Source organism: Staphylococcus muscae, from assembly GCF_003019275.1.
Taxonomy (GTDB): domain Bacteria; phylum Bacillota; class Bacilli; order Staphylococcales; family Staphylococcaceae; genus Staphylococcus; species Staphylococcus muscae.
In genome coordinates this window covers 804,613-828,417 of the sequence record NZ_CP027848.1, presented here as the reverse complement: position 1 = coordinate 828,417, position 23,805 = coordinate 804,613, and the positions used below count along the sequence as shown (strand labels likewise).

Here is a 23,805-nt window from a genome sequence, read left to right as displayed (position 1 = left end):
GTTGTATAGTTCATAGACATATCAAAAGAGTGAGGTAGGGGAGAATGATTGAAATCTATGTGCAAATGAGATTTCTATCTGAACTGCCACATCTCACTCTCATATTGAACGGCTATCCTAGAGGCTCAAATACGATGCATTGATACTTCGAAAAACATTCAATGCCCCAACTCCAGCTAATAAGATTACTGATGACCAAGTTGCTTGTTGTTCTTACGTGCTACGAGTGTGTCTTTAGCATCGATTAATGAACGTTCTAATTCTGGGTTGTTGCGACGAATTTCTTCGAGCGTATCTTTCCAGTACATCACTTCGTCAACAAGTGCAGTGACTTTTGATGGTTTGTTTGAACGTTGTCCTGTTTTTACGTTGTGAATAGAAGTTTTAACTGAGTGACGTGTGTTTTTATCGATCAGTGCAATAGCACCTCCGATTGTTGCGCCGATTAAAATACCTGGTACAAATTTGTTTTTCATTATGAATTGCTCCCTTCATTATTTACAATATAGTCGATTAATTGATCACATGATGATTGTATCATGTGATAAACACCTTCGAAGTTACCTGTGTAGTATGGATCTGGCACATCAGTGTCAGATAGTGAACTAAAAGCTAATAACTTAAAAAGTTTTCCTTTAAGATTTGGATTGATACGCTTTATATTATCCACATTGCTTTGATCCATTGCAATAATATAGTCAAAGTCATCATGCTCTGTGAAAAGCTCACTCACAATCCCATCAAAAGGAATGCTATGAGTGTTGAGAATTTTTTGAGTCCCACGGTGAGGCGTTTGACCTAAATTCCAATCGCCTGTCCCTCTTGAAGTGACTTCGATACCAGTAATATTGCGATCTTTGAGACGTTGGCGCATAATCGCTTCAGCCATCGGAGAACGGCAAATATTACCAAGACATACAAATGCAACTGTTGTCATAATTCAAATCCTCCATATTTACGTTTATATGCCCATTTTATCGTGTTTCAAAACAATTCTAAAGTAAATCTAGTAAAAATTTTTCAAAATATGATACTCTGCTAAATAATCTGTCGTTTGTTAACTGAATGAAGCTTTTTTAGTTGTTGTTATCAGGGATTTCTTGTCTCATTTAACAGAATAAGAGACTTTTAGTTGAATTATGTTAAAATATTGGAATGAAAGGGTGATAGAGATGGAAAAAGATATTGCAACAATGATTTTAGCGATTCGAGACCGTTTAAATTTAGTAAATCCTGGCTTGATCGATCCGGATTATTATTCTGACTCACATCGAGAAGACATAGAAGATATTTATACGTATGTGATGTCGAAAGATACATTCACACCCCAAGAAATAACTGGTATTACTGAAGCGTTAGGGGAACTACGTCAATCATAAGAGGAGGTAAATATATGACAAGAGAAGAAAAGTTACAACAATATGCCCAATTACTTGTACGTGTTGGTATGAATGTACAACCGGGACAGCCAGTTTATATTCGAACAACCGTTGATGCAGTAGACTTTACAAGACGTATTGTGAGAGAAGCATACGAAGCAGGGGCATCCGATGTTCGTGTCAAATACGCTGACCCTATATTGAAGCGTTATGCGTATCAATATGAACCTCTTGAATTCTTTGAACAAGAAGTGAAAAGCTTTGATGTAGAAGAACGTATGGATTATGCGAATCGTGGTGCAAGCAATCTTGCGTTATTAACGGAAGATCCAGATTTGATGAATGGTGTTGATGCTGAGAAATTAAAAGCTACACAATTACGTTATGGACAAGCTTTCAAACCGTATATGATTCAATCACAAAAAAATGCATTTCCATGGCTTGTTGCAGCGTATCCATCTGTCGACTGGGCGAAAAGAGTTTATCCACAATTAGATGATCAAGAAGCATTTGATACATTTTTAGATGATATTCTTGCGATTGTGCGTGTAGATGGTCGTGACCCAGTTGAGAATTGGCGCATCCATACTAAACAGCTGAAAGAACGCGCAGCTTGGTTGAATGACAAAGCTTATACAGCATTGCATTTCGTATCAAAAGGCACAGATTTACGAATTGGACTTCCTGACAATCATATTTGGGAAGAACCGACGAGCTTCACTCCAGATGGGCAAGCGTTCGTTGCAAATATCCCAACAGAAGAAGTGTTTACGGCACCACATTGCGAACGCATCGATGGATACGTATCTAACACGTTGCCATTAAGTTATAATGGTACGATTATTGATGGGTTCAAGCTGACATTTGAACAAGGGCGTGTGGTTGACTTTGAAGCGGCACAGGGAGAAGAAGTTTTGCGTTCATTATTAGAAACAGACGAAGGAGCACGTCGACTTGGCGAAGTGGCACTTGTTCCTGATGATTCACCGATTTCTAACCGCAATACGATATTCTATAATACATTGTTTGATGAAAATGCTTCTTGTCATATTGCACTTGGTTCTGCGTATGCCTTTAATATTAAAGGCGGTACTGAAATGGACGACGAGACGTTGGCAAAACATGGGCTAAACGACTCACTAACACACGTTGACTTTATGATTGGTAGCGCAGACTTGAACGTATATGGTGTAAAAGCTGATGGGCAAGAAGAACCTGTGTTTGAAAATGGTAACTGGGTTAATTTAAAATAGTTGAGGTGGAACAATGACAGTTAATAAAAAATCAATGAGAGAATCTAAAACGTATAAATCACGTCAAGTTTTCCCTCAAGATACGAACCATTTAGGCACATTGTTTGGCGGGACGTTAATGGCGAACATTGATGAAATTGCTGCAATATGTGCCATGAAGCATGCAAATAATACAGTTGTGACAGCATCGACAGATTCAGTGGACTTTCTTTTGCCGATTAAAAACGGAGATATCGTAACCTATATCGCAATGGTGACGTATTCAGGTAAGTCTTCAATGGAAGTATGCGTTCAAATTATGATTGATGACATTTACAAAGGTAAACACCAGCTAGCAGCATTGAGCTTTTTAACTTTTGTTGCACTTGATGAATCAGGTAAGCCTACGCCGGTTGCTGAAGTCTATCCTGAAACTGATATTGAACGTTGGTTCCATGAGACTGGGGAAGCACGTGTAAAGCGTCGTAAAGAGCGCCGTGAAGAAAGTAAAAAGACGATACAATTTTTATCAGAAATTAATCAAAACCAGTAATCTTATACAAAAAGGGCACGAACTTAGTTCAACTAAATTCGTGCCTTTTTCATTATCTATTTTGAAGATGCATTTGTTTCTCTAAAGCTTTGAAGTCTTCCTGAGGATAATACATATTTTTGACTAATACATTTGGACCTAGGCAGCTTACGTGTGGGCAGTGACAATTGATACTTTTTGATAATGGGGAAGTAAGCCACTTGTCAAATACAGAAGTAAGTGTGTCAGTCTGAATATTTGCTAGTGTACCTGTTTCGTCACCAAAGTCTGTTACGATAACATCTCCTGTAAACACATTGACATTTAAACGGCTGCGCCCATCTGGATCATTACGCATTGAGACATTCGGCGCATGTTGAAGTCTGTGACGAAGCGCTGCGTCTTCTTCGCTATCTAAGCATGGGAAGATGGGTAATGTGCCAAATAGCATCCATACGTTAGGGTCACGAATATCGAGTAGATGATGAATTGCTTTTTTCATTTCTACCAGTGATAATACTTCTAGCTGGCTGGCGAAATCAGCTGGATACATTGGGTGAACTTCATGACGTTGACATTTCATAGTCTGAACGACTTCTTTATGAATTTTTTCAAGATATGGTGATGTCTGTTTGTTCAACATTGTTTCCGCTGAGACAAACATACCTTGTTCACTCAATGTTTGTGCATTGCTTAGCATTTGTTCAAATAAACGTGTACGTGCTTGTAAGGGTGGTTTCTTTTCCATCGCACCAAAGCCAACTTCAGTGAACGTATCGATTGTTCCCCAGTTATGTGATATGTGCATGACATCAATATATTCAGCGATATCTAAATATCTGTCGAGTGGTAATGTTAAGTTTGAGTTCATTTGAACATAGATACCATGACGTTTCGCATATTGTAGCAATGGTTTAACCACGTCTCGAATTGATTTTTTAGAAAACATTGGCTCTCCGCCAGTAATTGAAATGGTACGAAGTGTTGGAATTTCATCGAGCCTTTTTAGAATAAGAGACATTGGGAGTGGATCGGGATCACGTGTTTGAAGTGTATATCCTACTGCACAATGGCTACAACGCATATTACATAAGTTGGTTGTTGTGAATTCAACGTTACTTAATGTCAGTTGCCCATGTTGTTCTATATCACGATAAGGTTCCCATGGATCATTGTTGATCGTTATTTTATTCTTTAAGCTGCCTTCTAAAGCCATTTGTTAAATTCCTTCTTTCTTAGACGATATCAAACCGATAACGCTAAAATTTTATAATGATTCATGTATAGATACTCACGACATTTCATTTTCCAATTCTTCAGCGTTTTTGTCAAATCAATCTTTATTTTTAAAACCTTCATGTATTTGTTATGATAAAATTAAGTAGCAAAAAATAATTTCAGTTATTCTTAATAAAATAGAATGGCAAAAGATTCGAGTAATCATACATGGGATTAGAACGCCCCATGAAACAAAGTTCAATTAAAGGAGAATACAATCGTATGAAAGAACCACAAACAATCAATCAAGTGAAGGAACGCTTATCACAATTCATCGAGGAAATGTCACATGTTAACCCAGATGAAGTAGAAGTGGCAGATATTGATGAATGGATTGCGTTGTTAGATCAACTTGAAGAAAAAGTAAATCAATTACGTCATTAATTAAAAAATTCTTTATTTATGTTTAATTAAGATGAAAATCGGTTAAATATAGAACATCATGAAATGAAGAAAGGTGAGTATTTATGACGAAACAAGTTGCAGTATTATTAGCAGATGAATTTGAGGATATCGAATTAACAAGTCCAGCGGAAGCGATTGAAGCAGCAGGACATAAAGTCGTCATTATTGGTGATACAGAAGGTGCAACAATTAATGGTAAGCATGGCGAGAAAGCAGTTGCTGATGTAAGCATTGCAGACGCAAAACCGGAAGATTATGATGCGTTGCTATTACCTGGTGGATTTTCACCTGACCATTTACGTGGTGATGAAGAAGGACGTTACGGAAAATTCGCTACGCACTTTATGACAGCTGATTTACCTGTATTTGCTATTTGTCATGGACCACAAATTCTTATTGATACAGATGCGTTGACTAATAGAACAGTAACAGCAGTACTTAATGTTCGTAAAGACTTACAAAATGCAGGTGCAACAGTTGTGGATCAATCTGTTGTTGTAGATCGCAACATTGTAACAAGCCGTACACCTGATGATTTAGATGACTTTAACCGCGAAATTCAAAATCAATTAAAATAAAATTTGAATAAGCGAAAAACCGCAATGTTTCTTTTAGGCATTGCGGTTTTTTAATGCGAGTTAGTGAGATATTGGTGATCAGTTTTTAAATACCAATCTCTCATGATTTAAGTTATAAGAAGCGTTTAACAGCAGTTGACATAGGTGGCATTTCATCAATAACAACCTTACCATCTTCTGTTAAGCTACGATACGCCCATTTCGCATAGTTTTTAGCTTCTTCTGGTAAAATTTTACCTGGAAGTGGTGCAGCATTTGGGTCTACATAGACATTGACAACAACAGGTTTATGTTGCTGTACTGCTGTTTGCACGATAGCATCAATTTCTTCTGGATCTTTCAACGTATAACCGATACCACCGCATAATTCAGCAAACTTCGCAAAATCCATATCGCTGAATGAAATACCATATTCCAGTTCGCCAGCAGCTTGTTGTTCATATTTAATGAATGATAGCTCTTGATTGTTCAAGACAAAAATCACCATTGGAAGATGATACTGCACGGCAGTCGCAAAATCTTGCATTACCATTTCAAATGCACCGTCACCAGTTATCGCAATGACTTGACGCTCTGGAAAGGCGATGCGTGATGCGATGGCAGTAGGTAGCGCACAGCCCATTGTGCCAAGCCAACTTGATGTAATAAAATGATTGCTCGTTGATAGTTTCAAGTAACGTGTAGACCAAACAGTGGAAGTTCCGACATCTGTGGCAATTACGCTATCAGGTGTAATGACTTTGTTGATTGCATCCATAAGTCGCTCTGGACGAATCGGTTCAGATGTATTTTGAGCATCTTCTTGCATCCATTGATCCCAAGTTTGTTTGTGATCTAACATTTCATCTAAGAATGGTCGTGTTTCGACTGCTTCAACAGCATCTAATAATAACTGCAAGGCTGTTTTTGTATCACCGACGATTGGTGCATTAATATTGAATCGGTGGCCAATTGCGTCAGGGTTGATATCAATTTGAATGGCCTTAATATCTTTTTGTGGTAGATAATTTACGTACGGATAATTTGTACCAATTAAGATAAGTAAGTCAGCATTTTGCATTGCTTGGTAGGATGGTTTTGTACCAATTTTTCCGATGTTCCCCAGATTGTATGGATGATCATCGCCTACAACTGTTTTTGCAGGAAGTGTCACCATCGTTGGAATTTTTAATTTTTCAATTAAATGACGTACTTCATCTTTTGCGTGTTTGGCACCAAGCCCTACGAGTGCGACAGGTTTTTTACTGTTTTTAAGCAGTGTAGCAGCATTTTCAATTTGATGTGCTGATGTTGTTTGCACAGTTGATAATGACTGATTCACTGTGTCAGGGAAATCAGCGTTAATTTTTGTGTTTAAAATGTTGTTAGGCAACGTTAAAACGGCAACGCCATTTTTTTCATAAGCTGTGCGGATTGCTTCATCAACAATATCAAATACGCGAGGGGCATCGCTATCTTTCAGTTGATAATTATAAACAGCAACATCTTCGAATAAGTGTGGTAAATTCACTTCTTGGAACGCTTTTGTACCGAGCTGACCGCTATCTGCTTGTCCAGCAAGAATAAGCTGTGGGACGTTATCCATTTTTGCATCATACATTCCGTTCAAGAGATGAATAGCACCAGGTCCACCAATGCTTAAAGCCACACCAATTTTTCCAGTTAATTTTGTATAAGCAGCTGCAGAAAGACTTGCGACTTCTTCATGGCGTACATGAACAAATTTAATGCGGGATTCCGCCGTTTTTAATCCATCTACGACTGCATCGATAGAGTCACCGGGAATACCGTAAACGTGATCAATACCCCAAGCTTCTAATGCACGAATTACTCCCATATTCGCTTTTACTTTTGACATACAACATACTTCCTTTCTTAAAATGAGACTACTCATTATATACCCACTTTTTAAGAAATTAAGACATTCAAACACTTATGTGGAATGTGTATGACACGTATATTCTCATGCTGAAGACTGATTTTAAGCGTATAGTATAGATTAAATGATAAAGTCTTGATACACTTTGAATAATAAGACTAGAGAAAGTAGGTCAACATGCATGAAAAGATCTGACCGAATAGCACGAAACGAACAGCCATATGTTAAAAATGAGCCACACTATAACACATATTACCGCCCGGTAGGTACACCACCAAGTAAAAAAAGACCGAGACGGATTTTTCGTACTTTTCTTCTTACATTAACAGTCATTGCGCTGTTGTTTATTGGGCTCATGTTCTTTCTATCGCAAAGAGCAGATGTGTCGGATTTATCTCAAATCGAACAAAAAGCAACATATGTGGATGCTGAAGCGATGCCGAGCTATACGAAAGGTGCCTTTATTGCAGTGGAAGATAGACGTTTTTATAAGCATCATGGCGTCGATTTTAAAGGGAGCATCCGAGCTATTTTTTCATCGATTAAAGATCCGGATCAACTGCAAGGGGGAAGTACAATCACCCAGCAATTAGTTAAAAATTACTATTACGATAATCAACAGACGATGACACGAAAATTAAAAGAAATGTTTGTTGCATGGCGTGTAGAAGATGAATATGAAAAAGATGAAATCTTAGGCTATTATTTGAATAACATTTTCTTTGGCGATAATAGTTACACGATTGAATCGGCTGCCAACTATTATTTTGGTACGACGACAAATGTCAATAATACGAATCTCCCACAAATTACTGTGTTACAAAGTGCAATACTGGCTAGCAAGGTTAACGCACCGTCAGTATACCGTGTCAATGACATGTCACCATCATTTGTCAATCGAACGAAGTCAACATTGGAAAAGATGAAACAACAAGGTTATATTACAGAGACACAATATACGGAAGCGCTCCAACAATTAGGTGCTTCTTAGAGTATTTCATAAAATCACTTTTGAACTTTATCCCACAGAACACCATGATTTATAATTGGATATGTGGGATTTCTTTTTGGCTATAAAACAGTGCATCGTATACGTTTTGCATGTGTCAAATGGAAAAATCAACTATAATATAATAATTAGATTGTGTATATGGAGAGAGGTGAGAGAGTGGCGACGATTTCAAAAATTGAAGTTCAAAAAAAACATCATGAGCGCTTCAACCTATATATTGACGGTGAGTTTAAGGCTGGTATTTCAATCGATACACTTGTCGATTTTAATTTGAAAAAAGGAGACACCATTGATGATGCACAATTGAAACGTATTCTTGAGAGAGAGCATCAACAACAAGCAAATAATGATGCAATTAATTATTTATCTCATCGCAAACGTACACGACATGAAATCAGTACACACTTGTTGAGTAAAGATTATTCAGAATCAGTGATTGCCAATGCGATTGCCTATTGCGAACGACTCCGCTTAATTGATCACGAAGATTATGTTGAAAGTTTAAAAAATACGATGTTGCGAACGACAGATAAAGGACCCGAAGTTTTTCGTCAAAAGTTATACAAAGCAGGCATTGAAGAACCATTACTGGAAGCAGGGGTTGTGCAATACAAGGAAGAGCAGTCATTTGAACAAATTTGTCATGTTGCACAAAAAATAGTTCATCAAAAGAAAGGTCCTGTTGCAAAAATTAGACAACAAGTGCAACAGTCATTGATGCAAAAAGGATATCAGATGGATACGATTCATTTAGTCACTGAGACATTAGACTTTCAACAAGATCCAGAAATCATCGATAACTTATTGCAACGTGATCTAGAGAAAATTTATAATAAATATCAGAAACGTTATAATGGATATACGTTAACAATGAAAACAATGGAAGCACTCGTAAGAAAAGGATATGCGTATGAAGATGTCCAACGAAAAATAAGAGAGAGTGGGATTGAAGATGAATCATAAACGTCTAAGTGATATGAATCGACAAGAAATATTTCATGAAATACAAACCTGCAAGGAAAAAATGCGTAAAGCTGAAATGAATGGTATTATGAATGAATATGATGTCTATCAAAATAAAGTAGTCATTGCTGAGAGTTATTTAGTTGATCCGGAAGACGTTGAATTAGGTAAGATATATGCACTTTTAGATGGATCAGATGACTATTTTAAAGTAGAACGTCTTAAAGGTGTATTTGCATGGGGATACCGTTTGAATAGCACAAGCTTTGAAGAAGGTCTCCCATTGTCATTACTAAAATTGTAGAAGGGGTTTACACGGATGAGCAATGCAATTGTGTTGAAGATGATCAATGTGACGCACTATTATCGTAATCAAAAAAAACAAAATGTGCTAAAGCCCTTTAGTTATCAACCAGAAGACATTGAATTAAATAATATCACGTTACATATTTATCAAGGTGAAGCGCTCGGGATCATCGGTGAAGAAGCGTCTTCCAAATCATTAGTGGGTGAGATTCTTGCGGGGACAGTCTTACCTGATAAAGGACGTATCGTTCGCAAAGCCTCGTTATTCTACGCAAATATGAATCAAAAACTCGCAGAACATGTGCGTGTTATTGATTATATTAATGATGTGATTCAACTCTATGAATTCGAAGTACCTGAACATAAAGCAATCCAAGTATTAAAGTATGCACACCTAGATGCGCAGAAAAATGATTGGATACATGATTTGACAGATGAACAATATGCGCAACTGATGTTTAGTCTTGCGCGTTCATCAAAAGCTGAAGTCGTGATTTTAAGTCACATTCTAACATATTTGGATGAAGGTTTTTTTGAAAAAGCGAAAGAGATGGTTCGTGAATATGTTGAAGAAGGTCTAACTTGGGTTGCGATAGACAACGATGTGGACAAAATCAAGGCAGTCAGCAACTATATCGTGTGGATATCACATGGTCAATTGCGTAAAGAAGGATATGTTAAACAAGTCATACCCGCCTATGAACAACATATGCAAGATAAAATGAGCATAACGTCACAAGAAGCATTAAATCATTTTGATGAAGATTGGAAACGAAATCGCTCAAAGATGCCAGAGCTCACGTATAACTTTAAACGAATTGAGCGGTATCATCACGCGAAACCGCCTGTCTTTTTAGCACGTATATGGACGTGGACAGCTATTTTTATTGCCGGGATGTTCATATCGAGTTTGTTGATATTTAATAATTTAGGAAAGTTAGATGCAACACAATATACGTCACATAATGCGTTGACAGAACAGCCGAAACATCAATATACTGAAAAGCTTGCATATGGCATAGTAAATGCAGATCAAACAACATTGACGGCACTTCATCAAAAAGGGGCAGATGTCAAAGTGCCACAACATGCAATTGTGACGATTACAGGGGAGAGTAAAAGAACATACCGTGTCACACACAATGATAAAAACTATCGTATTGCTAAAGAAAATGTTCATTATTTTAATCCGGCAGCCTTGTATAATCCAATTGAAAGAGATACTTTAGCACCATTTATGAAAGATAATTATATCAATTATGTGGATTACTTTAACGGGGAACTGCACAAGTCACATGATGAAGTCAATGAACAGTTAATCCCAGAAAAGAAAAATCGCTATGTTGAACCGATTTTACAACAACCGATTGCGATGTTGTTCAATGATCAAAATAACTTGATTGGGTATCGTTTCCCAATAGTTAAAGAAAAAGAATTAAAAGAAAAATATCATATTGATGAAGACACATGGACGGCTAAAACAGAAGCGGGATATTTTATTGCCGATTTTAAAACACATCAATGGATTTTTATAGAATTGTAGGTGAGCACAGGTGTTAGAGCGTTTCATTCAATTTTTTCATGAGATTCCCCGATATTTTCGCTATGCATTGTATCGTGTCATGATGCATAGAAGATGGGTTGTTTTAACGTTTTTAGTTAGTAGTTTAATCATGTTCATCACAGTGCTAGCCTTCAAAATATTAGGGACAATTGATATTACGCAGGCTTCTATCAATTATCGACTGACTGGTCTGATTACGTTTGCTGTAATTTGGATTGCTATTTATAATAACTATCGCTTATTTCCGAGAGATTATTATGTAACAAGACATTTTAACAGTAGCCCGTTTTTACATGTTGCATTATCTGGTTTGTTATATGGCCTGACACTGTTTCTATTAATGGTCGTTATGATTACTACAAAATCTATCAATACAGATACAACATGGTTTGGTGTCTTCTTTTATAGTTTGATGAGTCTCTTTTTTATGATTACATTATCATTTTTATTTGGTGTTATCTATATGCTGTATCCTAAGTTAAATCAGTTGTACATCATCATTTCTGTTGTACTAATGTTGTTATTGCCGATATTCTATCTTCCGGATAAAATATCAGGTGTAATAGGACACCTATTGATGCTAAATCCTTTATACTATTTAGTAAATGGAATGCAGCAATCTGTTATCGTCGGACATGATGCAGTCAATCATTTAGGTTATCACTTATACTTTTGCTGTTTTATGGGGTTAATGATTGTGTTTAGTTTTGCACTGAGAGATTATGTTACACAATTAAAACCGAACGAACATTCACATAGTCATTTGAAAGCTGATGAAGAAGAGACAGCTGATTAGCATACAAAACCCGATAGACTTCAATTCTTATTGAAGTCTATCGGGTTTTGTTCGTTATGATTAGTGTGCGTAGAGTTTCTTCATAAGTTTATCTTCACTGAAGACCCAGCCTGTAAATGAATGCAGGACATGTAGATCTTTATCTAAATGTGCGATCGCTACAAATTGATAGTGCCCATTTTTTAAATAACGCAAATCAATGAGTCGCAATTCGATTGTTTCGTCATCTATATATTCGATATGCCAACGATAGATTGATGAGAAATTCAAAAATGCACGGACATTTGGATCGGTTCTTACAGGATCCATAATATCGATATCTGGAAGTGGTTGGCGTTTTACTTTGTCACTAAAAACAATGTTTCGGCCATAACTTCTTCCAACGTAATCATATGATTCTGTTTGAATTGCAATACGCCATTGCATAAAGCGAATAGTAGGTGCAACAAACACTTTCGTAGGACGACCGAGATGTTGTGCTTGATTCAAAGCTTGTTTTTTGAGCCAATCCCGCATAATAAAACGTAAAATATAGTATGCAACAAGGATAATTAAAACAGGACCAAATACAAGATACGGGTGTCCACCTAATGTCCATAACACAATTGCAATTAATAAAATAACGAATATAATCGGGTCAAATGTATTAATGACACTTAATTGTATCCATTTATTAGAGAAGGGACGCAAAGCTTGTGTGCCATATGAATTGAAAATATCAACGAAAACATGGAGAGCTACAGAGAGCTGTGCCCACATCCATATTTGTATCGGCGGCACACCGGATACAAATATATAGGTGATAAGAGTTATTAACAAGGGCCACAAGAGTGTGAAAGGAATCGAATGGGTAATTCCTCTATGATGGGTAATATAGGTTGCGTTATTTTTTAATTTTAGTACAGTATCTATATCAGGAATTAAAGAACCTGTGATAATGACCGTGGCAGATGCAACAAAGTGTTCACTTAGTGTCGGGTCAGTCGTTGCAAGTGCTGTTAAACCTACACCAATTGCTATATGTGTCGCTGTGTCCATTTATCTCACTCATTTCAATCATTCTTAATTTAATTATAAGGGATATTTTATAGGAACTAAACTATTTAACGTATACAAAGGAGCAATTTATGTATTCAGAACCGTCATTTAAAGAAACATTGATTACTTGGTTTGATCAACATCAACGTCAAATGCCTTGGCGTGAAACAACTAATCCTTACTACATCTGGATCAGTGAAGTGATGTTGCAACAGACACAAGTAAATACAGTGAGAAGTTATTATGAAAGATTTATTTCAGACTTTCCTACAATAGAATCACTGGCACGTGCAGATGAAGATGACGTGCTAAAGCGCTGGGAAGGGCTTGGTTATTATAGTCGTGCGCGCAATTTTCATACAGCTGTGAAAGAAGTGGTTGAAAAACACAATGGTGTTGTACCAGACGATCCAGAAGCATTTCTTGCATTGAAAGGTGTTGGGCCATATACGCAGGCTGCGGTGATGAGTATTGCGTTTGATTTACCGTTAGCAACAGTCGATGGCAACGTCTTTCGTGTATGGTCACGATTAAACGATGATACACAAGATACCGCACTTCAAAAGACTAGAAAGTCGTATGAGCAAGACTTACTCCCATATGTACAGTCACAATCGGGGACGTTCAATCAAGCCATGATGGAACTTGGCGCTTTGATTTGTACGCCGACATCACCGCTATGTATGTTTTGTCCTGTACAAGAACATTGTGAAGCATTTGAAAAAGGGACAGTTTTAGAGAGACCGATTAAGACGAAGAAACAAAAGAAAACGTTGCATCGATTACAGGTATTATATGTTGAAGATGAAGCGGGGAATATGTTGTTAGAACAACGAGATCAAAGCTTGCTTCGAGGTATGTGGCAGTTTCCAATGTATCCAGTTGAAACATCACATGCAGATATTGAACAAGAATTTGATCATCACATTTTAATTGATGAAGAACCAAGCTTTCATTTAAAGCATCAATTTACGCATAGAACATGGGATATTGCCGTCTATCGTGCAAAAGTGACTGACCATCATATCGGTGGCAATCCGTTTCGTCATTGGATTCCTTGTTCTGACAAAAAACAATACACTTTTCCTGTTCCAATGACTAAAATATTCAAAGCGATGCAGCAAGCGGATTAATTAAGTCATTGAATGTTATATGCTATAATAATGAAGCATTTATGAAATCGTAATAACATGATAAAAAGGTGGTGTAACAAGTGGTAAAAGCACGGATTCCTAAAGAGGGGACAGCAATAAAAATCCAATCCTACAAACATGATGGTAGTATTCATCGTGTATGGTCTGAAACAACCATCCTTAAAGGAACGGAAGATGTTGTGATTGGCGGCAATGACCACACACTTGTTACGGAAAGTGACGGTCGTACATGGGTAACACGTGAACCAGCCATCGTGTACTTCCACTCAGAGTACTGGTTCAACGTTATTTGTATGTTTCGTGAAGATGGTATTTACTATTACTGTAATCTGTCGTCACCCTTTGTCTGTGATGAAGAAGGGTTGAAATATATTGATTATGATTTAGATATAAAGGTATATCCGAACGGTAAGTATCATTTGCTTGATGAAGATGAATATGAGCAGCATATGAAACAAATGAACTATTCGAAAGAGATTGATACCATTTTACGTGCGAATGTTGATATTCTCCAACAATGGATTGAACATAAGAAGGGGCCATTCGCACCGGATTTTATCAAAGTATGGCGCAATCGATTTCAAAAAATAAATAAGAGATAACTGAATGGGGCGTAAGGGTTGAAAATGTATCTCAATGGGTACATGCTTCCTTACCCCCATCGATTTGTGTCTTATATACATTTTGTAAATATTAGAAAACGATTTGATTTAATTCAATATTTTATGATAAATCTAATTTAAATTGAATATGGAGGGAACCACATGATTAGACGCTATCTTGAGTTTGTAAAACCTTACAAATGGCTCATCTTCGGTACCATTATTGTAGGTATACTCAAATTTGGCATCCCATTGTTGATTCCGTTATTGATTAAATATGTGATTGATGATGTGATTAATAATGGTGCATTGAGCATTTCTGACAAATACACACAACTGATGATCGCAATGGGGATTGCGGCATTTATTTTTGTCATCGTACGACCACCAATTGAGTTTTTACGTCAGTACATGGCGCAATGGACAAGTAATAAAATACTATATGACATTCGTAAAAAACTTTACGATCATTTACAAGCGCTAAGCTCTCGTTTTTATGCAAATAACAAAGCGGGGGAAGTTATTTCCCGTGTAATCAATGATGTGGAACAAACAAAAGATTTCATATTGACAGGACTTATGAATATTTGGCTTGACTGTATTACGATTATCATCGCTTTGTCAGTCATGTTTTTCTTAGATGTAAAGCTAACATTTGCAGCAATCATTGTCCTACCATTTTATATACTAACCGTGTATTTCTTTTTTGGTCGTTTGCGAGAATTAACACGTCAACGTTCTCAAAAATTAGCTGAAACACAAGGGTTTTTACATGAACGTGTCAACGGTATGGCGGTTATTAAAAGTTTTGCAATTGAAGACAATGAAGCGAAAAATTTTGATAAACGGAATACAAACTTTTTAAATAAAGCCTTTCGTCATACACGTTGGAATGCATATTCATTTTCAGCGATTAACACAGTCACTGACATTGGACCGCTTATCGTGATTGGTTATGGAGCGTATCTTGCCATTTCAGGTGATGTTACAGTCGGAACATTGGCGGCCTTCGTAAGTTATCTTGAACAATTGTATGGCCCACTACGTCGACTTGTCTCTTCTTTTACAACGTTGACACAAAGTTTTGCATCGATGGATCGTGTATTTCAACTATTTGATGAACCGTACGATATTAAAAACCTACCGAATGCACAACCTTATAAAATTGAACGTGGTAATATTGGCATTCATAATATTTCTTTCCGCTACAATGAAGACGAACGCGAGGTACTTAAAAACATCAATCTAGATATTCAACACGGTGAAACGGTCGCATTTGTAGGAATGAGCGGGGGAGGTAAGTCAACCTTAATCACTTTGATTCCACGTTTTTATGATGTGACTTCAGGTGATATTACAATTGATGGTCATCCGATTCAGGACTTTGAAACGGGAAGCTTGAGACGTCAAATTGGTATGGTACAACAAGACAATATTTTATTCTCCGACACTGTCAAAGAAAATATTATACTTGGACGTCCTGATGCTACTTTTGAAGAAGTGGTAGCAGCTGCTAAAATGGCAAATGCTCACGACTTCATTATGACTTTACCGAACGGATATGACACCGAAGTCGGTGAACGTGGTGTGAAGTTATCAGGTGGCCAAAAACAACGTCTATCAATTGCACGTATATTCTTGAACGATCCACCAATCTTAATATTGGATGAAGCCACAAGTGCGCTAGACCTTGAAAGTGAAGCCATTATCCAAGATGCACTTGAAACACTGAGCCACGATCGTACAACATTAATTGTGGCGCATCGACTCTCAACGATTACACATGCTGATCGCATTGTTGTTATTGAAAATGGTCAAATTGTTGAAAGTGGTTCACATGAAGAACTTATGCAACGTCAAGGTGCCTATCAACGACTCTACAATATTCAAAATTTATAAAACAAAACCGTCCACAACTGGTGTAGTGGACGGTTTTGTTTTATAAATCGAAATCTTCTTCTAAAATATCAATTTCCGGATCATTGGCATGATACTTAAAGTAACTAATACTTAAACGGTTTAAATGTTCTAAGTTGTAACGATATTCTTCTAAAGCAGAAATCACATGAATAATATTGCGATATGAATAGCCCTGCTGATCAGGGTGTTGCGTCACTTCATCTTGAAAAGCATCCATGAGTTCTCGTTTGAGAGGATTTGGAATTTTTTCCGTCGTTTCAGGAATGTTGAACTTCGCTTTCTTCGTAATACTAATTAAAATCTGCTCGTGAAATTGTGTCAATTCATCAATTTCTAACTTCATTTGTAATCGTAATGTATCACTTAAATGTGTCATATCATTTTGATAACGATTCATTCGTTTCAATACATCATAAGCATCACGTGTGGAAAGTACCATTTCTTTGAACAAAATCTTTTTTCTAATAAGGGCATAGCGCTGTTTTTTCGTAAATGGTCGCTCTTCTTTGTAATATTCAAGCAACTGTTCTAAGTTCACAATACGTTGTCTTAATACTTCAAGATCTGTTTTTACATGATTAAACTCTGTGGCATCATTGAGTACAAGCTTGAACCATTTAAAAATATCCGTCGTAATGTGCAATGAGTTATAGTAAATTTTCGTTTCAAACTTGGGTGGTAGGAAAGTCAAGTTGACGATGAAAGAACTAACAACACCAATCATTACCAAAGTAAAACGATAAAATGCAGAAACGTAAAACGAACCATCATGTTGCCCCATAATAATCAATGCGGTTACGGTTGCTAATGTTGCAACATGTGCAATGTTTAATTTGTATAGTAGGGCGATTAGCAGAATCACGGTTGCACCCATGATGAGCATATTGTTACCAAATACAGTAACCATTACTACGGCTAATAATGCCCCGATAATATTCCCTTGAAATTGATCAATAATCGTTTTAAAGGTTCGATACACACTGGGTTGCATTGCGACGACAGCTGCAATACCTGCAACAGTCACCATACCTGCTTCGGTTGGTAACAGTGAAGCAACTGCAACTGCTAGTATAATCGCAATACCTGTTTTTAAAATTCTTGCTCCTAATTTCAAATAATAGCGCTCCTTTAATCATATTCCCTTTGTTATTTAATATGCAGATTGTGTTTTATATATGGTATAAGCATATTTTAACAACTGTCAATCATTTTGTTGAAGAACAAATCAATGATATGCGCTATTACAATGATTTTATAATTGTTGGAAGGCGTAATCCGCAGCAGCAAGTGTCTTATCGATATCTTCTTCTGTATGTTCTGTTGTTAAGAACCAAGCTTCATATTTTGAAGGTGCTAAGTTAATACCTTGTTTTAACATTAACTTGAAAAACTTCGCAAAAACTTCACCATCAGATTGATCTGCTTGTTCATAGTGTGTCACTTTTTCATCTGTGAAGTAGACTGTTAAGGCACCTTTTACACGGTTAATTGTCGCTTTAACTTGATATTTATCGATAGAAGCTTGTAGCCCTTTTTCTAACTTTTCACCTAAGCGGTCGAGCTCTTCATAAACACCTGGTTGTTCTAGAACTTCTAGTAAACCGATACCTGCTTTCATTGAGAGAGGATTACCAGCCATTGTTCCGGCTTGATAAGCAGGTCCCAGTGGCGCCACTTGTTCCATAATATCTTGTCGGCCACCATAGCCACCGATTGGCAAGCCGCCGCCGACGATTTTACCAAATGCTGTTAAGTCAGGATAAACACCTAATAAGTCTTGTGCTGCACCGTAGTGGAAACGGAACGCTGTAATGACTTCATCGTAAATAACAAGACCACCATGTTCATGTGTCACTTCATTAACTTGTTCTAAAAAGCCGGGTTGTGGTTCTACCATACCAAAGTTACCAACAATCGGTTCAACTAAAACACCTGCGACTTGATCTCCCCAGTGTGCCATCGCTTCTTTGAATGCATCAATATCATTGAATGGTACTGTGATGACTTCTTGCGCAACACTTTGTGGAACACCTGCAGAGTCAGGAGAACCTAACTGAGAAGGGCCACTACCTGCCGCAACTAATACTAAGTCTGAATGACCGTGATAGCAACCGGCAAACTTGATAATTTTATCTCTTCCTGTGTAAGCACGTGCGACACGAATCGTTGTCATCACAGCTTCTGTACCAGAGTTGACGAAACGCATTTTTTCAAGTGAAGGAATGGCTTCACGTAATTTCTTAGCAAATTCAATTTCTAATTCTGTTGGCGTACCATATAAAACACCAAGAGCAGCTTGTTCTTGAATTGCTTTTGTAATATGTGGGTGTGCGTGTCCAGTAATAATCGGGCCATATGCTTGAAGGTAGTCGATATATTGATTGCCATCAACATCATAAAAATAAGCACCTTTTGCCGATTTCATAACAACCGGTGCACCCCCACCCACTGCTTTATACGATCTAGAAGGGGAGTTCACACCACCTAGAATATATTCGTTAGATTGTTGTTGCAGTTGTTCACTTTTAGTAAAGTTCATCTTTACTTCAACCTCTTTCTATTTAATCTTTTTCCTTATTATCGTATCATAATTGTAACTAAAATAAGAGAGAGGGATGTTTATGTTACAAAAAGGGATGCCATTTCCAGAGTTTACATTAAAGAACCAAGACGGAGAAGACGTATCAAATGAGACATTGAAAGGTAAGAAAGCAATTGTGTATTTCTATCCAAGAGACAACACACCAACATGCACGACAGAAGCATGTGATTTTAGAGATAATCTAGCTTACTTTAATGACTTAAACGTAGAAGTATATGGAGTCAGTGGAGATTCACAACGCAAACATCAAAATTTTATTAATAAGCATGAATTGAATTTTGATTTATTAGTTGATGAAGAATATCAATTATCAGAAGCGGTCGGCGTTTATCAATTAAAAAAATCATTCGGCAAAGAATCGATGGGTATCGTAAGAACGACATTTGTATTAGATGAAGCAGGAACTATTATAGAAGTTATTGAAAAGGTTAAAGTCAAAGAACAGATAGCACAGTTAAAAGACATATTGGAGGGATAAAGAAATGTTAGTTGTGAGCTTAATGCGTTTAGGGGATGAAGAACTAGCATTACGAGAACAATTTCCTGACGTTACATTCCAATTTTATAAATATCCGGGTGAATTGCCTTTAGAAATACAAAAAGAAATGGATGTTTTGATTTCATATCATGGTGCAGTCGATGGAGCGTTCATTGATGCAGCACCAAACCTTAAATGGATTGCATGGTACGCAACAGGTATCAATAGCTTGCCGTTAAAAAAACTGCAAGAACGAAATATTTTACTGACAAATGGTAAAGGCGTCCATGCGCAGCAACTAAGTGAGTGGTTATTTGCTTTTATATTGGATGACTACAAGCAATTAAAAACAGCATATAGTGAGCAAAAACAAAAAATATATAACCATAAAAGAATAGGCAATACGTTAGAAGATACAACTATTTTATTTCTCGGAACGGGTGTCATTCCACAACGTGCAGCACAAATTGCGAAAGTTTTTGGTATGAAGACAATTGGGCTCAATACTTCGGGACATTCAGTTGAAAACTTTGATGAAACATACGCCATCGACGAAAGAAAGACAGTTTTGAAGCAAGCAGATATAGTTGTAAACGTCCTGCCTGAAACGAAATATACACAGGGTCTTTTAGAAGTTACAGATTTTGAAGCAATGAAAGATGATGCCCTTTTTATTAATTTAGGTAGAGGATCTGTGGTAAGTACAGAAACTTTGGTACATGTTTTAGAAAAGAAATATATTCGTGCGGCATATCTGGATGTTTTTGAAGAAGAACCACTCAAACCAGATTCACCGCTGTATACTCTAGACAATGTTGTATTAACAAGTCATATAACGGGAAATGGGGCAAGTAATAAAATAAAAGCAACAAATATATTTAAACGTAATCTTTCCGTTTTTCTCAATGAGACAAAACTAATTGAGAATGAAGTTGACTTAAATAAGGGATATTAGTATTTCCATTGACATTACATTAGAAAAAGACGTATATTATTGTTAAGTAATAATTATTCTTATTTGGAAAGAAAGGTGAAAAATATGCATGCAGAATTGGAAACACAACACCAACATGAACATCAATTGGAAGAATCAATTGCTTCATTAAGAAAAGCAGGTGTTCGTATCACACCACAGCGACAAGCGATTCTTAAGTTTCTGATTAAGGTTGATACACACCCAACTGCTGACGAGATTTATCAATCTTTATCACCTGATTTTCCTAATATTAGTGTTGCAACGATATACAATAACTTAAAAGTCTTCAAAAAAATAGGGATTGTCAAAGAACTTACATATGGAGATGCATCAAGTCGCTTCGATTTTGATACGCATAATCACTATCATGTGATTTGTGAAAAGTGCGGTAAAATTGTTGACTTTCATTATCCATTATTGAGTGAAGTTGAACAGTTGGCACAACACGTGACGAACTTCAATGTTTCACATCATCGTATGGAGATTTATGGTATTTGTGAGTCTTGCCAACAGTCAGAAGAAAACAAATCTTAAACTAAAATAGATGTCACTTCTTTTAAAGTATTACTTATAGAAAGAAGTGACTTTTTTATTCAGTAAGTATAATAAGTTGGATATTGAAAAATTAAGATGTGTAGTTTATGAGAGAGTTTGATAAAGATACAATTAGCAATACGCTTCAAATATGATCAGTAAATAAGATTCAATGCATGTTTTTTTATCAAATTAACCCTAAAGGTGTTTCATTTCTTCAGTATAGTAATTTTATTATAAAAAATCTCGATATTATTATTGACGTTTTATTTATAGCTTGATAAGATATAGCAGTCGTCGAAAGAATTCACTTTAAAAAGTTAATTAAAACACTTTTTAAATTAAATAAACGAAGTGTAAAATTAACACTTGAATAATTCTTCGGTAGAATATAAGATGGATATTGTTGAAAAGAGCGAAACACTTCAACAAAACATCAAAAGTTGATGCGAAAAAAACTTAAAAAAGTAGTTGACACAACGAAAACTTTTAAGTATAATTATTAATCGTAACAGCAAAAATGAACATTGAAAACTGAATGACAATATGTCAACGTTAATTCCGATAATTTGAGTGCTCAGAGTAGTACTTTCAAGAGTGATTGACTTAAACAATCAAACGAGCTATATCAAGCTTACTTCTTTTATGGAGAGTTTGATCCTGGCTCAGGATGAACGCTGGCGGCGTGCCTAATACATGCAAGTCGAGCGAACAGACGAGGTGCTTGCACCTCTGACGTTAGCGGCGGACGGGTGAGTAACACGTGGGTAACCTACCTATAAGACTGGAATAACTTCGGGAAACCGGAGCTAATGCCGGATAACATATTGAACCGCATGGTTCAATAGTGAAAGACGGTTTTGCTGTCACTTATAGATGGACCCGCGCCGTATTAGCTAGTTGGTAAGGTAACGGCTTACCAAGGCGACGATACGTAGCCGACCTGAGAGGGTGATCGGCCACACTGGAACTGAGACACGGTCCAGACTCCTACGGGAGGCAGCAGTAGGGAATCTTCCGCAATGGGCGAAAGCCTGACGGAGCAACGCCGCGTGAGTGATGAAGGTCTTCGGATCGTAAAGCTCTGTTATTAGGGAAGAACAAACGTGTAAGTAACTGTGCACGTCTTGACGGTACCTAATCAGAAAGCCACGGCTAACTACGTGCCAGCAGCCGCGGTAATACGTAGGTGGCAAGCGTTATCCGGAATTATTGGGCGTAAAGCGCGCGTAGGCGGTTTTTTAAGTCTGATGTGAAAGCCCACGGCTCAACCGTGGAGGGTCATTGGAAACTGGAAAACTTGAGTGCAGAAGAGGAAAGTGGAATTCCATGTGTAGCGGTGAAATGCGCAGAGATATGGAGGAACACCAGTGGCGAAGGCGGCTTTCTGGTCTGCAACTGACGCTGATGTGCGAAAGCGTGGGGATCAAACAGGATTAGATACCCTGGTAGTCCACGCCGTAAACGATGAGTGCTAAGTGTTAGGGGGTTTCCGCCCCTTAGTGCTGCAGCTAACGCATTAAGCACTCCGCCTGGGGAGTACGGTCGCAAGACTGAAACTCAAAGGAATTGACGGGGACCCGCACAAGCGGTGGAGCATGTGGTTTAATTCGAAGCAACGCGAAGAACCTTACCAAATCTTGACATCCTTTGACCGCACTAGAGATAGTGTTTTCCTCTTCGGAGGACAAAGTGACAGGTGGTGCATGGTTGTCGTCAGCTCGTGTCGTGAGATGTTGGGTTAAGTCCCGCAACGAGCGCAACCCTTGAGCTTAGTTGCCATCATTAAGTTGGGCACTCTAAGTTGACTGCCGGTGACAAACCGGAGGAAGGTGGGGATGACGTCAAATCATCATGCCCCTTATGATTTGGGCTACACACGTGCTACAATGGACATTACAAAGGGCAGCGAAACCGCGAGGTCAAGCAAATCCCATAAAGATGTTCTCAGTTCGGATTGTAGTCTGCAACTCGACTACATGAAGCTGGAATCGCTAGTAATCGTAGATCAGCATGCTACGGTGAATACGTTCCCGGGTCTTGTACACACCGCCCGTCACACCACGAGAGTTTGTAACACCCGAAGCCGGTGGAGTAACCATTTGGAGCTAGCCGTCGAAGGTGGGACAAATGATTGGGGTGAAGTCGTAACAAGGTAGCCGTATCGGAAGGTGCGGCTGGATCACCTCCTTTCTAAGGATAATATACGGAATATCACCTTTAGGTGATAAGCGAATTAACGTGACATATTGTATTCAGTTTTGAATGCTCATTATTTGAGGATTCAATATTTCAAATGGGCCTATAGCTCAGCTGGTTAGAGCGCACGCCTGATAAGCGTGAGGTCGGTGGTTCGAGTCCACTTAGGCCCACCATTTGAAAGTTAATATTATGGGGGCTTAGCTCAGCTGGGAGAGCGCCTGCTTTGCACGCAGGAGGTCAGCGGTTCGATTCCGCTAGTCTCCACCATTTGAATTAATTTGTACATTGAAAACTAGATAAGTAAGTATAAATGATTTTACCAAGCAAAAACCGAGTGAATAGCGAAAGCTTGAAACTAAAAAATTATCGCTAGTC

The 23,805-nt window shown here is 37.6% G+C and carries 23 protein-coding genes, 2 tRNA genes and 1 rRNA gene; 19 read left to right on the top strand and 7 right to left on the bottom strand.

The features are described 5' to 3' along the window. Positions 1 to 185: 185 nt before the first annotated feature. Together C7J88_RS04095 and C7J88_RS04090 are read right to left on the bottom strand one after the other, a co-directional pair. Positions 186 to 476, bottom strand: a complete 291-nt coding sequence (locus C7J88_RS04095) for a hypothetical protein (RefSeq protein ID WP_095117379.1) — start codon at positions 474 to 476, stop codon at positions 186 to 188. Then, positions 476 to 937 carry a low molecular weight protein-tyrosine-phosphatase gene (locus tag C7J88_RS04090; protein WP_095117378.1) on the bottom strand — a complete coding sequence of 154 codons (462 nt, stop codon included), beginning with the start codon at positions 935 to 937 and terminating at the stop codon, positions 476 to 478. The genes C7J88_RS04095 and C7J88_RS04090 overlap by 1 nt, the downstream gene beginning before the upstream one ends. A gap of 235 nt (positions 938 to 1,172) precedes the next feature. On the opposite strand from C7J88_RS04090, the gene C7J88_RS04085 reads away from it, so the two are divergent. Genes C7J88_RS04085 through C7J88_RS04075 form a run of 3 tightly spaced genes read left to right on the top strand, consistent with a single transcriptional unit; the run spans position 1,173 to position 3,164 of the window. Continuing rightward, complete coding sequence (locus tag C7J88_RS04085) at positions 1,173 to 1,379, top strand: DUF1128 family protein (RefSeq protein ID WP_095117377.1); 207 nt, start codon at positions 1,173 to 1,175, stop codon at positions 1,377 to 1,379. A gap of 14 nt (positions 1,380 to 1,393) precedes the next feature. Further along, a complete protein-coding gene (locus C7J88_RS04080) occupies positions 1,394 to 2,632 on the top strand; it encodes an aminopeptidase (RefSeq protein WP_095117376.1) in 1,239 nt (412 codons plus the stop codon). Between the two features lie 13 nt (positions 2,633 to 2,645). After that, positions 2,646 to 3,164 carry an acyl-CoA thioesterase gene (locus C7J88_RS04075; protein WP_095117375.1) on the top strand — a complete coding sequence of 173 codons (519 nt, stop codon included), beginning with the start codon at positions 2,646 to 2,648 and terminating at the stop codon, positions 3,162 to 3,164. A 52-nt stretch (positions 3,165 to 3,216) separates the two neighbouring features. Here C7J88_RS04075 and yfkAB read toward each other — a convergent pair whose 3' ends face one another. Continuing rightward, positions 3,217 to 4,359 (bottom strand): radical SAM/CxCxxxxC motif protein YfkAB, encoded by a 1,143-nt coding sequence (gene yfkAB / locus C7J88_RS04070; RefSeq protein ID WP_095117374.1) that lies wholly within the window; start codon positions 4,357 to 4,359, stop codon positions 3,217 to 3,219. Between the two features lie 284 nt (positions 4,360 to 4,643). Between yfkAB and C7J88_RS10525 the strand changes: the two genes are divergently transcribed. Beyond that, positions 4,644 to 4,805: an SE1561 family protein gene (locus C7J88_RS10525; RefSeq protein WP_095117373.1), complete on the top strand. Its 162-nt coding sequence runs from the start codon at positions 4,644 to 4,646 to the stop codon at positions 4,803 to 4,805. Between the two features lie 83 nt (positions 4,806 to 4,888). Continuing rightward, complete coding sequence (locus tag C7J88_RS04065; protein ID WP_095117372.1) at positions 4,889 to 5,404, top strand: type 1 glutamine amidotransferase domain-containing protein; 516 nt, start codon at positions 4,889 to 4,891, stop codon at positions 5,402 to 5,404. A 112-nt stretch (positions 5,405 to 5,516) separates the two neighbouring features. Here the strand turns inward: C7J88_RS04065 and C7J88_RS04060 are convergent, their stop codons facing one another. Then, positions 5,517 to 7,262 carry a pyruvate oxidase gene (locus C7J88_RS04060; RefSeq protein WP_095117371.1) on the bottom strand — a complete coding sequence of 582 codons (1,746 nt, stop codon included), beginning with the start codon at positions 7,260 to 7,262 and terminating at the stop codon, positions 5,517 to 5,519. 202 nt (positions 7,263 to 7,464) lie between these two features. On the opposite strand from C7J88_RS04060, the gene sgtB reads away from it, so the two are divergent. From sgtB to C7J88_RS04035, 5 genes are all read left to right on the top strand, one after another. Next, positions 7,465 to 8,274 carry a monofunctional peptidoglycan glycosyltransferase SgtB gene (gene sgtB / locus C7J88_RS04055; protein WP_095117370.1) on the top strand — a complete coding sequence of 270 codons (810 nt, stop codon included), beginning with the start codon at positions 7,465 to 7,467 and terminating at the stop codon, positions 8,272 to 8,274. Positions 8,275 to 8,451: 177 nt separating this feature from the next. Then, entirely contained in the window at positions 8,452 to 9,258 is an 807-nt protein-coding gene (recX, locus tag C7J88_RS04050) for a recombination regulator RecX (RefSeq protein WP_095117369.1), read from the top strand. Continuing rightward, positions 9,248 to 9,562, top strand: coding sequence for a YfhH family protein (locus C7J88_RS04045; RefSeq protein WP_095117368.1), 315 nt, complete (start codon positions 9,248 to 9,250; stop codon positions 9,560 to 9,562). Before recX ends, C7J88_RS04045 begins: the two co-directional genes overlap by 11 nt. Positions 9,563 to 9,577: 15 nt before the next feature. Continuing rightward, positions 9,578 to 11,107, top strand: coding sequence for an ATP-binding cassette domain-containing protein (locus C7J88_RS04040; protein ID WP_095117367.1), 1,530 nt, complete (start codon positions 9,578 to 9,580; stop codon positions 11,105 to 11,107). 10 nt (positions 11,108 to 11,117) lie between these two features. Then, positions 11,118 to 11,924: an ABC transporter permease gene (locus tag C7J88_RS04035; protein ID WP_095117366.1), complete on the top strand. Its 807-nt coding sequence runs from the start codon at positions 11,118 to 11,120 to the stop codon at positions 11,922 to 11,924. 60 nt (positions 11,925 to 11,984) lie between these two features. On the opposite strand, the gene C7J88_RS04030 is transcribed toward C7J88_RS04035, so the two are convergent. Continuing rightward, positions 11,985 to 12,962 carry a metal-dependent hydrolase gene (locus C7J88_RS04030; protein ID WP_095117365.1) on the bottom strand — a complete coding sequence of 326 codons (978 nt, stop codon included), beginning with the start codon at positions 12,960 to 12,962 and terminating at the stop codon, positions 11,985 to 11,987. An 89-nt stretch (positions 12,963 to 13,051) separates the two neighbouring features. On the opposite strand from C7J88_RS04030, the gene mutY reads away from it, so the two are divergent. The 3 genes from mutY to C7J88_RS04015 all read left to right on the top strand — a co-directional run bounded on the left by mutY (position 13,052) and on the right by C7J88_RS04015 (position 16,617). Next, positions 13,052 to 14,095, top strand: coding sequence for an A/G-specific adenine glycosylase (mutY, locus tag C7J88_RS04025; protein WP_095117364.1), 1,044 nt, complete (start codon positions 13,052 to 13,054; stop codon positions 14,093 to 14,095). Positions 14,096 to 14,175: 80 nt separating this feature from the next. Beyond that, positions 14,176 to 14,718 (top strand): nucleoside tri-diphosphate phosphatase, encoded by a 543-nt coding sequence (ntdP, locus tag C7J88_RS04020; RefSeq protein ID WP_095117363.1) that lies wholly within the window; start codon positions 14,176 to 14,178, stop codon positions 14,716 to 14,718. A 162-nt stretch (positions 14,719 to 14,880) separates the two neighbouring features. Beyond that, positions 14,881 to 16,617: an ABC transporter ATP-binding protein gene (locus C7J88_RS04015; RefSeq protein WP_095117362.1), complete on the top strand. Its 1,737-nt coding sequence runs from the start codon at positions 14,881 to 14,883 to the stop codon at positions 16,615 to 16,617. Between the two features lie 40 nt (positions 16,618 to 16,657). On the opposite strand, the gene C7J88_RS04010 is transcribed toward C7J88_RS04015, so the two are convergent. Together C7J88_RS04010 and C7J88_RS04005 are read right to left on the bottom strand one after the other, a co-directional pair. Beyond that, on the bottom strand, positions 16,658 to 17,752 hold the full coding sequence (locus C7J88_RS04010) for an FUSC family protein (protein ID WP_095117361.1): 1,095 nt from the start codon (positions 17,750 to 17,752) through the stop codon (positions 16,658 to 16,660). Positions 17,753 to 17,890: 138 nt separating this feature from the next. Beyond that, positions 17,891 to 19,177 (bottom strand): glutamate-1-semialdehyde 2,1-aminomutase, encoded by a 1,287-nt coding sequence (locus tag C7J88_RS04005; protein ID WP_095117360.1) that lies wholly within the window; start codon positions 19,175 to 19,177, stop codon positions 17,891 to 17,893. Positions 19,178 to 19,259: 82 nt separating this feature from the next. Here C7J88_RS04005 and bcp point away from each other — a divergent pair, with 82 nt between their 5' ends. From bcp to C7J88_RS03975, 6 genes are all read left to right on the top strand, one after another. Further along, positions 19,260 to 19,718, top strand: coding sequence for a thioredoxin-dependent thiol peroxidase (gene bcp / locus C7J88_RS04000; protein WP_095117359.1), 459 nt, complete (start codon positions 19,260 to 19,262; stop codon positions 19,716 to 19,718). A 4-nt stretch (positions 19,719 to 19,722) separates the two neighbouring features. Then, the gene (locus C7J88_RS03995) at positions 19,723 to 20,673 is read left to right on the top strand and encodes a phosphoglycerate dehydrogenase (protein WP_095117358.1); all 951 of its coding nucleotides are present in this window, start codon (positions 19,723 to 19,725) and stop codon (positions 20,671 to 20,673) included. Positions 20,674 to 20,757: 84 nt separating this feature from the next. Next, on the top strand, positions 20,758 to 21,228 hold the full coding sequence (perR, locus tag C7J88_RS03990; RefSeq protein WP_095117357.1) for a peroxide-responsive transcriptional repressor PerR: 471 nt from the start codon (positions 20,758 to 20,760) through the stop codon (positions 21,226 to 21,228). A 642-nt stretch (positions 21,229 to 21,870) separates the two neighbouring features. Then, positions 21,871 to 23,421, top strand: a 16S ribosomal RNA gene (locus C7J88_RS03985). A 105-nt stretch (positions 23,422 to 23,526) separates the two neighbouring features. Further along, positions 23,527 to 23,603 (top strand) — tRNA-Ile (locus C7J88_RS03980). Between the two features lie 18 nt (positions 23,604 to 23,621). Then, a tRNA-Ala gene (locus C7J88_RS03975) sits at positions 23,622 to 23,697 on the top strand. Positions 23,698 to 23,805 lie beyond the last annotated feature (108 nt).

What these genes read in the sequence shown, in the direction of transcription:
- C7J88_RS04095 (WP_095117379.1), bottom strand. Translation starts at nt 476, where the DNA reads ATGAAAAACAAATTTGTACCAGGTATTTTAATCGGCGCAACAATCGGA.
- C7J88_RS04090 (WP_095117378.1), bottom strand. Translation starts at nt 937, where the DNA reads ATGACAACAGTTGCATTTGTATGTCTTGGTAATATTTGCCGTTCTCCG.
- C7J88_RS04085 (WP_095117377.1), top strand. Translation starts at nt 1,173, where the DNA reads ATGGAAAAAGATATTGCAACAATGATTTTAGCGATTCGAGACCGTTTA.
- C7J88_RS04080 (WP_095117376.1), top strand. Translation starts at nt 1,394, where the DNA reads ATGACAAGAGAAGAAAAGTTACAACAATATGCCCAATTACTTGTACGT.
- C7J88_RS04075 (WP_095117375.1), top strand. Translation starts at nt 2,646, where the DNA reads ATGACAGTTAATAAAAAATCAATGAGAGAATCTAAAACGTATAAATCA.
- yfkAB (WP_095117374.1), bottom strand. Translation starts at nt 4,359, where the DNA reads ATGGCTTTAGAAGGCAGCTTAAAGAATAAAATAACGATCAACAATGAT.
- C7J88_RS10525 (WP_095117373.1), top strand. Translation starts at nt 4,644, where the DNA reads ATGAAAGAACCACAAACAATCAATCAAGTGAAGGAACGCTTATCACAA.
- C7J88_RS04065 (WP_095117372.1), top strand. Translation starts at nt 4,889, where the DNA reads ATGACGAAACAAGTTGCAGTATTATTAGCAGATGAATTTGAGGATATC.
- C7J88_RS04060 (WP_095117371.1), bottom strand. Translation starts at nt 7,262, where the DNA reads ATGTCAAAAGTAAAAGCGAATATGGGAGTAATTCGTGCATTAGAAGCT.
- sgtB (WP_095117370.1), top strand. Translation starts at nt 7,465, where the DNA reads ATGAAAAGATCTGACCGAATAGCACGAAACGAACAGCCATATGTTAAA.
- C7J88_RS04045 (WP_095117368.1), top strand. Translation starts at nt 9,248, where the DNA reads ATGAATCATAAACGTCTAAGTGATATGAATCGACAAGAAATATTTCAT.
- C7J88_RS04040 (WP_095117367.1), top strand. Translation starts at nt 9,578, where the DNA reads ATGAGCAATGCAATTGTGTTGAAGATGATCAATGTGACGCACTATTAT.
- C7J88_RS04030 (WP_095117365.1), bottom strand. Translation starts at nt 12,962, where the DNA reads ATGGACACAGCGACACATATAGCAATTGGTGTAGGTTTAACAGCACTT.
- mutY (WP_095117364.1), top strand. Translation starts at nt 13,052, where the DNA reads ATGTATTCAGAACCGTCATTTAAAGAAACATTGATTACTTGGTTTGAT.
- C7J88_RS04015 (WP_095117362.1), top strand. Translation starts at nt 14,881, where the DNA reads ATGATTAGACGCTATCTTGAGTTTGTAAAACCTTACAAATGGCTCATC.
- C7J88_RS04005 (WP_095117360.1), bottom strand. Translation starts at nt 19,177, where the DNA reads ATGAACTTTACTAAAAGTGAACAACTGCAACAACAATCTAACGAATAT.
- bcp (WP_095117359.1), top strand. Translation starts at nt 19,260, where the DNA reads ATGTTACAAAAAGGGATGCCATTTCCAGAGTTTACATTAAAGAACCAA.
- C7J88_RS03995 (WP_095117358.1), top strand. Translation starts at nt 19,723, where the DNA reads ATGTTAGTTGTGAGCTTAATGCGTTTAGGGGATGAAGAACTAGCATTA.
- perR (WP_095117357.1), top strand. Translation starts at nt 20,758, where the DNA reads ATGCATGCAGAATTGGAAACACAACACCAACATGAACATCAATTGGAA.